Annotated in this window: 12 protein-coding genes; 10 read left to right on the top strand and 2 right to left on the bottom strand. The window is 39.7% G+C overall.

What is annotated here, in order from left to right:
• The first annotated feature begins 2 nt into the window (after nt 1–2).
• The 7 genes from JM79_RS14145 (at nt 3) to JM79_RS14115 (ending at nt 8,872) form a co-directional block, all read left to right on the top strand.
• On the top strand, nt 3–695 hold the full coding sequence (locus JM79_RS14145; protein WP_141878773.1) for a cytochrome c: 693 nt from the start codon (nt 3–5) through the stop codon (nt 693–695).
• An 18-nt stretch (nt 696–713) separates the two neighbouring features.
• Nucleotides 714–2,120 (top strand): quinol:cytochrome C oxidoreductase, encoded by a 1,407-nt coding sequence (locus JM79_RS14140; RefSeq protein WP_141878772.1) that lies wholly within the window; start codon nt 714–716, stop codon nt 2,118–2,120.
• Between the two features lie 33 nt (nt 2,121–2,153).
• Nucleotides 2,154–3,347, top strand: a complete 1,194-nt coding sequence (locus JM79_RS14135; RefSeq protein WP_141878771.1) for a cytochrome c oxidase subunit II — start codon at nt 2,154–2,156, stop codon at nt 3,345–3,347.
• Between the two features lie 39 nt (nt 3,348–3,386).
• Nucleotides 3,387–5,210 carry a cbb3-type cytochrome c oxidase subunit I gene (locus JM79_RS14130; protein ID WP_141878770.1) on the top strand — a complete coding sequence of 608 codons (1,824 nt, stop codon included), beginning with the start codon at nt 3,387–3,389 and terminating at the stop codon, nt 5,208–5,210.
• Between the two features lie 110 nt (nt 5,211–5,320).
• Nucleotides 5,321–6,502, top strand: coding sequence for a S41 family peptidase (locus tag JM79_RS14125; protein ID WP_141878769.1), 1,182 nt, complete (start codon nt 5,321–5,323; stop codon nt 6,500–6,502).
• Between the two features lie 3 nt (nt 6,503–6,505).
• On the top strand, nt 6,506–7,528 hold the full coding sequence (gene ruvB / locus JM79_RS14120) for a Holliday junction branch migration DNA helicase RuvB (RefSeq protein WP_141879251.1): 1,023 nt from the start codon (nt 6,506–6,508) through the stop codon (nt 7,526–7,528).
• Nucleotides 7,529–7,540: 12 nt separating this feature from the next.
• Nucleotides 7,541–8,872 (top strand): cytochrome P450, encoded by a 1,332-nt coding sequence (locus tag JM79_RS14115; RefSeq protein ID WP_141878768.1) that lies wholly within the window; start codon nt 7,541–7,543, stop codon nt 8,870–8,872.
• A 2-nt stretch (nt 8,873–8,874) separates the two neighbouring features.
• Here the strand turns inward: JM79_RS14115 and JM79_RS14110 are convergent, their stop codons facing one another.
• Nucleotides 8,875–9,465 carry a TetR/AcrR family transcriptional regulator gene (locus JM79_RS14110; protein WP_141878767.1) on the bottom strand — a complete coding sequence of 197 codons (591 nt, stop codon included), beginning with the start codon at nt 9,463–9,465 and terminating at the stop codon, nt 8,875–8,877.
• 72 nt (nt 9,466–9,537) lie between these two features.
• Here JM79_RS14110 and JM79_RS14105 point away from each other — a divergent pair, with 72 nt between their 5' ends.
• The 3 genes from JM79_RS14105 to queG are packed head-to-tail and all read left to right on the top strand — an operon-like array spanning nt 9,538 to nt 11,514.
• Complete coding sequence (locus JM79_RS14105; protein ID WP_141878766.1) at nt 9,538–9,975, top strand: cupin domain-containing protein; 438 nt, start codon at nt 9,538–9,540, stop codon at nt 9,973–9,975.
• A gap of 22 nt (nt 9,976–9,997) precedes the next feature.
• The gene (locus tag JM79_RS14100; RefSeq protein ID WP_141878765.1) at nt 9,998–10,540 is read left to right on the top strand and encodes a hypothetical protein; all 543 of its coding nucleotides are present in this window, start codon (nt 9,998–10,000) and stop codon (nt 10,538–10,540) included.
• 44 nt (nt 10,541–10,584) lie between these two features.
• Nucleotides 10,585–11,514: a tRNA epoxyqueuosine(34) reductase QueG gene (gene queG / locus JM79_RS14095; protein ID WP_141878764.1), complete on the top strand. Its 930-nt coding sequence runs from the start codon at nt 10,585–10,587 to the stop codon at nt 11,512–11,514.
• Here queG and JM79_RS14090 read toward each other — a convergent pair.
• Entirely contained in the window at nt 11,511–12,125 is a 615-nt protein-coding gene (locus JM79_RS14090; protein ID WP_141878763.1) for an energy transducer TonB, read from the bottom strand. The two genes, queG and JM79_RS14090, sit on opposite strands and share 4 nt — an antisense overlap.
• Nucleotides 12,126–12,249: the final 124 nt, after the last annotated feature.

The following is a 12,249-nucleotide window of genomic DNA, read 5'->3' as shown; positions in this document are numbered from 1 at the left end:
TAATGAGAAGTTTGTTCCATAAAACTATAGGATTTTGTCTGCTTGGCTTTGCAGTTGTTTCCTGCAATGACAAGGAGGATCCAAACTATCAGTACATGCCAGATATGTATGAGTCTGTAGGTTACGAAACTTACGGTGAATACAAGGTATTTGAGAATGCTCAGGAGGCAAAGTTACCGGTAGAAGGATCTATCCCAAGAGGATGGATGCCGTACGATTACGAAAATTCTGCAGCAGGAATTGCAAATGCTAAGGCAAATCTTAATAATCCAATTCCATATACTCAGGATAACCTAGCAGAAGGTAAAGGATTGTACACTATTTATTGTGCTGTTTGCCACGGTGATAAAGGAGATGGAAAAGGAATACTTGTAGAAAGAGAAAAGATCCTTGGTGTACCATCTTACGATGATGCGGGTAGAGCAATTACTGAAGGTAGTGTTTATCATGTAATGTACTACGGAATTAATAACATGGGATCTTATGCTTCTCAGACTTCTATTGAAGAACGCTGGCAGATTGATCACTATGTGATGAGCTTAAAAGATAAGTTGGAAGGTAAACCTGAAAGAGAATTTGAAGAAGAGCAAACAAGCCTTCTTCCTTCCAGAGCAGATGCTAATATCTATGAGGATGCTGGCGATACCGCTGCTGAAGGTGCTACCGAAAACAACCAAACTGAAACTCAAGAATAAAGATTTAGATCTATCAATATGTATACGCTATCCAGTAAAATAAAATTAGCAGCAATCATTTGTATGGTTGTGGGAGCAATAGGTCTCGTTTACGGGTTTATCGCGGCTCCAGAAACTATCGAGGATGTGGAGGCAATGATGGCTTCTGAACATCACGGGGAAGAGCATGCGACAGATGAAACTCACGAAGTTAATGTAGAGCAGATTCCTGGTGGAAACACTGAAGTTGAGAATATAGAACACACTGAAGATAATATTGATCATTCAGCTGAAGCAGATCACGCTGAAGCTGGTCACGGTGAAGAAGCATCTCATGAGGCTGAGCATATGGAGCATATACTGCACCAGTTACAGAATAAGCCATGGGCTGCACTTTATGTGGCAGCATTCTTTTTCTTCATGATCTCTTTAGGAGTTCTTGCCTTTTACGCCGTACAATACGCTGCACAGGCAGGTTGGTCACCGGTATTATTCAGAGTGATGGAAGCTATCACTGCTTACTTACTACCTGGTGGGCTTATCGTTTTTGTAATACTTGTTCTTTCAGGTTTACACTTAAACCATCTATTCGTATGGATGGATCCTGAAGTAGTAGCACATGATGAAATCATTCAGAATAAAACAGCATACTTAAACGTACCGTTTTTCTTAATTAGAGCTGCTATCTACCTTGCTGGGTGGGCTATCTTCAGACATTTACTTGTAAAGAACTCTAGAAAGATGGACGATGCAACAGATCTTTCGATCTTTAAAAAGACTTTCAAGCTATCTGCAGGATTCCTTGTATTCTTTATCGTGACCGAGTCTATGATGTCATGGGACTGGATCATGAGTTTAGATCCGCACTGGTTTAGTACATTATTCGGATGGTTCGTATTCGCAAGTATGTTTGTTTCCGGGATCACTACGATCGCTATTATATCAATATATCTAAAGTCAAGAGGTTACCTTGAATTCGTAAATAACAGTCATATTCATGACCTTGCAAAATTCATGTTCGGGATCAGTATTTTCTGGACCTACCTTTGGTTCTCTCAGTTTATGTTGATATGGTATTCAAATATTCCTGAAGAGGTGGTTTACTTTATCCAGAGGATGAATGATTATCCTATACTTTTCTGGGGAATGATAGTAACAAACTTCCTATTCCCGGTATTATTGTTGATGAACAGCGATTACAAACGAGTGAACTGGTTTGTCGTTATGACAGGTATCATTATCCTTGGTGGTCACTACATCAACGTTTATGTAATGGTTATGCCTGCGACTGTTGGAGAATCCTGGTTTATAGGTATTCCTGAAATTAGTGCAATGCTATTGTTCGGAGGTTTATTCTCTTTCATTGTGTTCAATGCGCTTACAAAGGCACCGCTACTGGTAAAAGGTAATCCATACTTGAAAGAAAGTAAACATTACCACTATTAATAAAGATTGATTGTTTAAAGAAGAACTTATAAAATGACCGTATTTTTAGTAATCATAGTACTCGCACTTCTGGCCGTAACAGGTTGGCAGATCTCTAAGATCTTTCAGTTATCGAAGGGATCAGATGAGGATACTTCACAGGTTGCAAACGATAAGGATAACCGTACTCACGGGATCCTGATGCTAGCATTTGTAATTTTCCTTTACGTTATTACCATATTCTGTTTCTGGGAATACAGTAAATTCTACCTTCCGGAAGCTGCTTCTGAACATGGTTCAGAATATGACACCTTAATGTTTGTATCTATCGGACTTATCATGTTCGTACAGATCATTACTCAGGGTCTACTTCACTATTTCGCGTTTAAATACAAAGGGAAGAAAACTCAAAAAGCATTGTTTTATGCAGATAATGATAAGCTGGAATTTATCTGGACGATCATTCCTGTAATTACTCTTGCTGGTCTTATTATCTACGGATTATTTACCTGGAGTGATATCATGAATATCAATGAGGACGAAGATCCTTTAGTGATCGAGGTTTACGCTTACCAGTTTGACTGGAGAGCAAGATACTCTGGAGAAGATAATACCTTAGGAAAAGCTAATGTTCGTTTTATCGAAGGTGTGAACCAGTTAGGTGTAGATGAATCTGATTCTTATGGAAAAGATGATGTTATCACTACTGAATTGCATTTACCGGTAGACAGACCAGTACTTTTCAAATTCAGATCTCAGGATGTATTGCATTCAGCTTATTTCCCATTCTTCCGTGCACAAATGAACGTAGTTCCTGGAATGATCACTCAATTCGGTTTTACTCCAACGATCACTTCCGAAGAAATGAGAGAAAGTGAGTACATGCGAGATAAGGTGAAGAGCGTAAATGAGGTAAGAAATGAGCGTAACGAAGTACTAAGAGCACAGGGTGAAGCTACCCTTGATGAGTATGAATTTGAGTATTTCTTATTATGTAATAAGATCTGTGGACAGGCACACTACAACATGCAAATGAAGATCGTAGTGGAATCTGAAGAAGATTTCAATGCATGGATGTCAGAGCAGCCTACATTTGGAAGTACTATGGAAGAAAGTAGTCAGAATGTAGATAGACCAGAAGATACTGCTGGAGATGGCACGCCAGAGTCAATGCAAGAAGATTCTGAAGGGGAGATGGAGACTGAAAATGCACCGGAAGGTGAGAATGCAGTAGCTTCAATAGAATAGATAACGAACGTACAATTTTAAGATAAAGAAATTAGAGATATGTCAGCAACTGCAACAGCACCGGCACACGATCACCACGATGATCACGGACATCATCATAAGGAAACTTTTATAACAAAGTATATTTTCAGTACCGATCATAAGATGATTGCGAAGCAATATCTTATTACAGGTCTTCTAATGGGAATAGTAGGTATTGGGATGTCCATCCTTTTCCGTATTCAGCTTGCATGGCCAGAGGAGTCTTTCTGGGTTTTTGAAGCACTATTAGGAGAACGTTGGGCACCGGAAGGAGTAATGTCACCAAGTATTTACCTGGCACTTGTTACTATTCACGGTACTATCATGGTATTCTTTGTATTAACTGCCGGACTTTCTGGTACGTTCTCGAACTTATTAATTCCGTTGCAAATTGGTGCGCGGGATATGGCCTCAGGATTCCTTAACATGGTTTCCTACTGGTTGTTCTTCCTTTCATCAGTGATCATGCTATGTTCATTGTTCGTGGAGTCAGGACCAGCGATGGCAGGTTGGACGATTTATCCTCCATTATCTGCATTACCACAGGCAATTAGCGGTTCTGGTACAGGGATGACATTATGGTTGGTTTCTATGGCGATCTTCATTGCATCTTCATTACTAGGATCCTTGAATTATATTGTTACGGTATTGAACCTTAGAACTGCAGGGATGTCTATGACCAGACTTCCTCTTACTATCTGGGCGTTCTTTGTAACAGCTATTATTGGAGTTGTATCGTTCCCGGTATTACTTTCAGCTGCATTACTATTAATCATGGATAGAAGTTTTGGAACATCCTTCTTCTTAAGTGATATCTTTATTAAAGGAGAAGTATTAAGTCACCAGGGAGGTTCTCCGGTACTTTTCGAACACTTATTCTGGTTCCTTGGTCACCCTGAAGTTTATATCGTATTACTTCCAGCACTAGGGATCACTTCAGAAATTATCGCTACAAACTCACGTAAGCCAATCTTTGGATATCGTGCGATGGTAGCATCTATTTTGGCTATCGCATTCTTATCTACGATCGTTTGGGGTCACCATATGTTCGTATCTGGTATGAACCCGTTCCTTGGATCGGTATTTACCTTTACCACATTACTAATTGCGATACCATCAGCTGTAAAAGCTTTTAACTATATCACAACGTTGTGGAAAGGTAACTTACAAATGAACCCGGGAATGTTATTCTCGATAGGTCTTGTATCAACCTTCATCACGGGAGGTCTAACAGGTATTATCCTAGGGGATTCTACACTGGATATTAACGTGCATGATACGTACTTCGTGGTTGCTCACTTCCACCTGGTGATGGGTATCTCTGCATTGTACGGACTATTTGCAGGAGTTTACCACTGGTTCCCTAAGATGTTTGGTAGAATGATGAATAAGAATCTTGGTTATATCCACTTCTGGGTAACAGCTGTAGGTGCTTACGGAGTCTTTTTCCCAATGCACTTTATCGGGATCGCTGGTCTTCCAAGACGTTATTATACGAACACAAGTTTCCCATATTTTGACGATTATGCCGATGTAAATGTTATCATTACGGTAGCTGCTATCATTACTGCGTTAGTTCAGTTGGTGTTTATTTATAACTTCTTCTCTTCTATGTTCTACGGAAAGAAGGCTGTTCAAAACCCTTGGAGATCAAATACACTGGAATGGACTACTCCTGTAAAACATGTGCATGGAAACTGGCCTGGACCAATACCATCAGTTTACAGATGGCCTTATGATTACTCTAAAACTGGAGAAGACGGTGAGTATGTAATTGCTGGACAGGATTTCGTGCCGCAAACTGTGCCACTTCAGGAAGGTGAGGAAGAATTAAATCACTAGAAAACATTAAGTCTATATAGAAAGCCTTTTCCACTACGGAAAAGGCTTTTTTTATTCTATATGTTTTACCGACTTCTCAAATTGTAATATCTTTTTGGAAATCAGTTGAAATGAAATATTTATTCTCTTGCTTGCTTTTGATAATTAGCTTTAGCCTTTCTTCCCAGAGTTATTGTGACTGCAGCCGGAATGTTGAAGTTTTCAATAAAACCGTCCAGAATTTACCTGTCACCAGGAATACATCAGATCTATCTGCATACAATAAAGCATTAAGTGCTGCCAATAATTATTCGTATTCAGGGAACTACCCAGAATATGATTGTTTTCAACAGATGAGTAAAATACTTGTTACTCTGAATGATCGGCATAATATGATGTATTCTGAAGTTGGTTTTGATGTAAATCAATCTGATACGACCTACCAGGAATTTCCAGAATTTGAAGGTGATCTGGATAGTTTAAAAACGAAACTTGAGCTAAAACCACTAGAAGATGTTGAGGGTATCTATTCCCGTGATGGTTTTAGCATAGGAGTATATAAATCTGAAGAAAATCTAACTTTGGTCAACCTTAGCGGTGGAGAAGAGGTATGGCAGAAAGGGGAAATTATAGGTCGATTCTTGAAATACGGGAATGGTCGCTATCTAGCTGCAATAGGTCAGTTTCACGACAAGCAACTTGTGAATTTCCCCCTGGAGATCAAGAATGGTCATATTTCAAAACTACAGCTTTCAAAGTCCAACGCCAGTCCAGATCTTTCCAGTATAGAAGATACAGAAACTTATCAATATTCAAAATCAGGTGATATTACTTATATGAGAATTGGAAGTTTTTCCGGTTACAATCCCGTTTTGAAGAATGCAGAAAACTTCTATAAAAGTCTGGAAGAGAAACCTGTTACTAAAGACCTGATCCTGGATCTTCGCGACAATGGTGGAGGTGGTGATAGAAATTCTGATATTCTCTATAAATATCTACGGAAAAACTATAAGAATGCAAGATTATATGTACTGATAAATGGGAACACTGTGAGTAATGCAGAGCAGTTCGCTCTAAGACTTCAGAAGTTTAAAAATGTAACCTTACTTGGAAGTAAAACTAGCGGAACTATCGCGTATGAACTTGGTAAAACTTATGATTTTCCCTGCTATAACTTCAAAGGATTCTTTACTTTTAAAGGCGATAAAAAATATCTGGAATATGAGTCTGTAGGAGTGCAGCCTGAGATTAGTCTGGACAATTCTGAAGATTGGATCAAGCAAACTAAAGAATACATTGCGAAAAGCAAATAAATGATGAACGAGAACCTGGATGCCAGTGGAGAGAATCTTTCTCCTGAAGAATTTGACATAGAAAGAGCTTTAAGGCCCCTAAGTTTTGATGACTTTGCGGGACAGGAACAGGTGCTGGAGAATCTGCAGATCTTTGTGCAGGCAGCTAACATGCGTGGAGATGCGCTGGATCATACCTTGTTTCATGGACCTCCAGGTCTGGGAAAAACCACCCTGGCGCATATACTTGCAAATGAACTCAATGTTGGAATAAAGATTACTTCGGGTCCTGTTCTTGATAAACCCGGAGACCTCGCTGGTTTGCTTACAAATCTTGATGAGCGTGATATTCTGTTTATTGATGAAATTCATCGATTGAGTCCCATAGTAGAAGAATACCTGTATTCTGCCATGGAGGATTATCGAATTGACATAATGCTCGAAACCGGTCCTAACGCAAGAACTGTACAAATCAATTTAAATCCATTCACTTTAATTGGAGCTACAACACGCTCAGGATTGCTTACAGCGCCCATGCGTGCACGATTTGGTATTTCCAGCAGACTACAGTATTATTCTACTGAACTGCTTTCAGGCATCGTAGAAAGGAGTTCTGAGATCCTAAAAGTTCCAATATCACAGGAAGCTGCTATCGAAATTGCTGGCAGAAGTCGTGGAACTCCGCGTATCGCAAATGCCTTGCTAAGAAGGGTTCGGGATTTTGCACAGATAAAAGGTAACGGAAAGATCGATATTGAGATCGCGAGGTATAGCTTAAAAGCGTTGAATGTGGACGCGCATGGACTGGATGAAATGGACAACAAGATCCTGGAAACCATCATCGACAAGTTCAAAGGTGGTCCTGTAGGTATTACTACCCTGGCGACAGCTGTAAGTGAAAGTGCTGAAACTATTGAAGAGGTTTACGAGCCATTTTTGATTCAGCAGGGATTTATTTACCGGACACCTCGCGGAAGAGAAGTAACCGAGCATGCCTACCGTCATCTTGGGAGAACCAAGGCTCCCGGACAGAATGGATTGTTTTAAAAAAGTATCATGATGGAGAAAGAGAAAAGTATTCCCGAAGTTTCACTGGCTAAATTTTTAAAGCATTCAGCCAATATTTTAAAGAATCCGTTACCGTTTCATAAGAAGAACTTTGAGGAAAAGGGAGATACTTTTCGATTGAAGATCGGTTTTAGTAAATCGGTCATTTTCAGTAGGGACGCGGCTCTCGTAGAATATGTACTTCAGAAGAACCAGAAGAACTTTGTGAAATCTGAAATACAGACCAAAGACCTGGTGAAATATGTTGGTAAAGGTCTGCTCACCTCAGAAGGAGAGCACTGGAAGAAACAACGAAAGTTGATCCAGCCGGCATTCCATAAAAAGCAACTTGCCAATTTACTTGATTCCATCAAGGAAGCAATCTGTGCCGAATATGAAAAAATCGAGACCGGGAAAGAGATCGATATTTTTCCAATTATGAACGATCTTGCTTTTCAGACGGTTGTAAAATCACTTTTTAGTAGTGCTGCAAATCAAACGGAGATCAACCGACTCCAATATATTACTGAAGCCACGCAGCAAATGCTGGTAAAAGAATTGAGGCAACCCTATCTTGGATGGTGGTTTAGTTTGAGTGGAAAAATTGATAGTTATCTTCAGCTAACAGAGGAGGCAAGGAGTATTTTACGAACCATAGTTCACGAACGACAGGCTTCAGGAAACCGTTATGACGATCTTCTGGATATGCTGCTGGATGCGAAATATGATGACGGGAATTTCATGGATGAAGAACAACTTATTGATGAGATCCTGATCCTGTTTACTGCGGGGCATGAAACTACCTCGAATTCGTTAACTTTTACAGCTCAGTTACTAGCATTCAATCCTGAATGGCAGGAAAAGATATACAAAGAGGTCTCAGTTTTGAAGAATGAAAGCGATGATCTTATGCATCTGGTGACCAAAGCACCATTCACTCAAATGGTTCTGGAGGAGTCAATGCGTATGTATCCTCCAGCTTATTTCATCGATCGGGTAAATATTGAAGAATTTGAATTTGAAGGCAAATACTTTGAACAAGGTTCCAATTTGCTGTTTTCATTGCATGAAGTTCACAGACATCCAGATCTTTGGGAGGAGCCAGACACATTCAAGCCAGAAAGGTTCGCTGATGGCGGAAGACAATATTCCTCACAATATTTCCCATTTGGTGCGGGACCACGTAAATGTATAGGAAATAACTTCGCGATGTTCGAGATGATCATTGCGGTTGCAGAATTGATGAACGATTATAAACTGCAGCCGGTGAATAATGAGATCGAAATAAAACCATTGATAACTCTTAAGCCTAACAATGCTATTCTGAAGTTTTCAAGGAGATAGATTTACTTTAATATTGATTCCAGTAATCTTTCCATTCCCCAGTTCAATAGTTTTTTAGACTCTTCATTATTTAAACCGCATACATCTTTGGTAACTACAAAGGCTTCAACGCCCATAAGCACTGTAGCTATATTGGCTAAGTTTTCTTTTTCTTCAACACTCATATGTTGCGCCTTGCTGTCCAGCAACATCATCAAGGATTTTTTGCGGCGAGCCCCACGCATTTTATCGCTATGATCATTGTTCAGGACTACACTCATATATTTTCTAAAACCAGATTCGTTATCTATGGTTAACTGGTTATAATAATCCTGCATGGATAAAATAGCTTCTTCCAGGTCTTTCCCAGCAACTTCATCATACAGATCTTCAGAGCTTTTAGTATTCAGATCCAGTACTGCTTCTGCTGCAAGTACATCGATACTTGAATAATAGCGATAGATCGTTGCCCTGGAAATGTCTGCTTCTTTGGCCACATCTTCGAGGCTTATATATTTATTCTTTTCCAGTAACTTTTGTGTGCTTCTAAGGATTTTGTCCCGGGTTTTCAGCTTCTGGGTCTTCCTACCTTTCTGGATGTATTGTTTACTCATGAGACAAATATCTTATAAAACTTTGATACTACAAAATTCCGTTCTATATTTACGAGACTAAAATCTCATAAGATGTGTAAAGAATTAGAATCGTGGGTGTTAGGTCACAAAGTTTCAGTGCAGAATCTTTCCGGTGACTACGATCTTAGTATTGGCGAATCCCTTAGTCAGGTACCTGGTCCACCACCACATTATCATGAAAATTTGCATGAGTCTTTTTATATCGTAGCAGGCGAGATGGATTTCATCATCAATGGCGAGCAGAGAAATGTGAAAGCGGGGGAATCGATAGATATTCCCCCAAAAACGCTGCATACTTTCGTAAACTCCAATAGTGGAAACTGTAAATGGGTAAATATTCACAGTCCTAAAAGATTCGGAGAATTCTTTCATAAATACGGGATACTCGCCAGCGAGGAAAATGCTATGGAAAAATCGGTTGCTCCAGAAATTATTCAGGAGGTATTAAAAACTGCGGCCGATTATGATATGATCATTCAAATGGAATAGGAACCAACAAAAATATATACAGATGAAAACGAATTTATTTAGAAGACTAATTCTGGTTTTGCCAGTTCTATTAATAGCGCTAATTAGTTCCTGTAGTTCAGATCCATTTGATGATGAGAACTTACAGAATTATGATTTCAAGGTTGAGAAGGCTGAGACTCTGGATGATCAGCTGGTAATGCTTACTAAGGCAATGCGTAGATTTCATAATTTTAATGTAGCTGTGGATCAGGGTTATGAGCAGGTGAGTCCGCTTGTACCTGGTATGGGCTATCATTATGCCAAAGAAGAATATGTGGATATGAAATTCGATTTGCTAAAACCTGAAATCCTCGTATATCATCCAGATGAAAACGGGAAAATGCATTTTGTAGCTGCCGAGTATTTGATCCCGGTTAAAAACTGCGATCAAACTGAAGATTATACAATACCCGAAGGACCTTTTATCGGTGAAGATGATCACTGGCATCTCAACTGCGTCGCTGGAGGATGGACGCTACACGCCTGGGTGGGACTGGAAAATCCCGATGGAGTTTTTGCGCCATTTAATCCCACACTCCAATGATCTCAGCTATTTAATTTTTACATTAGCTGCTCTAAATTCAGTCTTTGAATCCTTCAGCAGCAAAATATTCACAACTTATTAAAGCCGAAGCAAAACGCCTCGGCTTTTTGTCATGCGGAATTTCAAAAGCTGAATTTCTGGAAGAGGAAGCGCCAAGACTGGAAAGCTGGCTTCAGAATAATATGCATGGGGAAATGCGCTATATGGAGAATTATTTCGATAAGCGTCTGGATCCTACCTTGCTAGTTCCGGGTTCAAAAAGCGTTATTTCTCTACTGCTGAACTATTATCCTTCAGAAATACAAAACAGCGAGTCCTACAAGATCAGTAAATATGCTTACGGTAGGGATTATCATTTTGTGATCAAGGATAAATTGAAGGAAATGCTCGTTACGCTAAAGGCCCAAATTGGGGATTTTCACGGTCGTGCATTTGTAGATTCAGGTCCGGTTCTGGACAAAGCCTGGGCTGCAAAAAGCGGACTCGGTTGGATTGGTAAACATTCCAATTTGTTATCTAAACAAACAGGTTCTTTCTATTTTATCGCTGAATTAATCGTGGATCTGGACCTGGAATACGATACTCCGGTAACCGATCACTGCGGAAGCTGTACCGCCTGTATCGATGCCTGTCCTACGGAAGCGATCGTAGAACCTTACAAGGTAGATGGCAGTAAGTGTATTTCTTATTTCACCATTGAACTGAAAGATGAGCTACCGCAGAGTATGAAGAATCAGTTTGATGACTGGATGTTTGGCTGCGATGTTTGTCAGGACGTTTGCCCGTGGAATAGATTTTCCAAACCTCACCAGGAACCACTATTCAATCCGCATCCTGAACTTCTGGAGAACTCAAGAAAAGACTGGGAAGAGGTCACCAGGGAAACTTTCAACGAGATCTTCAGAAAATCTGCCGTGAAACGAACAAAATTTGAAGGTCTTAAGCGAAATATTGAATTTCTAAAGCCTGACTAGTTTGAGAAGTCATAAGAAATTAGCACTTTTTCATTTTCTCCATTCTTGTTTTTAGCTGCTTGCTCGATCACGATCCTATCTACTTCAGTCTTTACAATATTCTGAAGTTTTCGCTTGGGATGAATTACCAGTTTTCTGGAGATTTCCCCATTCTCTTCAATGATCAATGAAATCTTCAGTAGATCAATTTGTTTGTCATCATAACTCATTTGCCTTAGCTTCATTCTAAGGTCATATTTATAACGGTCAACTATATTTCTAATTCCTGTCTCGTAGCCTCGAAACTCAGGAGGAGTTGCTACTTCATTCACATCGGTTATGTTTGCAAAATCTCCGTCGCCTGAAATCCTGGCGCTATTATTCCCTAATTCGAGGCTTCTGAATTTAAACGGCAGGGTATAAGTGATCGCTACGGGTTGTTCGTTTAACATTGCCGGCTCAGCGATCTTCAATTCCTTTATAGCGTCTTCCGCTACTCGGGCGATCGTGGGGAATTTAGATCGTGATCGTACATTAATGACTTCTCCTTTTTCACTTACAGTAAACTGGATATACGCCTTTCCGGATTCTTTCGATTTGATGATATCAGCAATTTTCGCATTGCTATTCATAAACTGACTTATAGAAATGGTAAAACATTCTTCGGAAGGGTCTTCTTCGCAGTATCCCTTTATTAGTGGTGGACTGTCTACCTCGTTTATGGATAGAGTTTGTGCATATATATATATGCACAGG

The organism is Gramella sp. Hel_I_59 (assembly GCF_006714895.1).
Taxonomy (GTDB): Bacteria; Bacteroidota; Bacteroidia; order Flavobacteriales; family Flavobacteriaceae; genus Christiangramia.
Note: the sequence above shows the minus strand (reverse complement) of the source record. Positions and strands in the feature narration are given on the sequence as shown.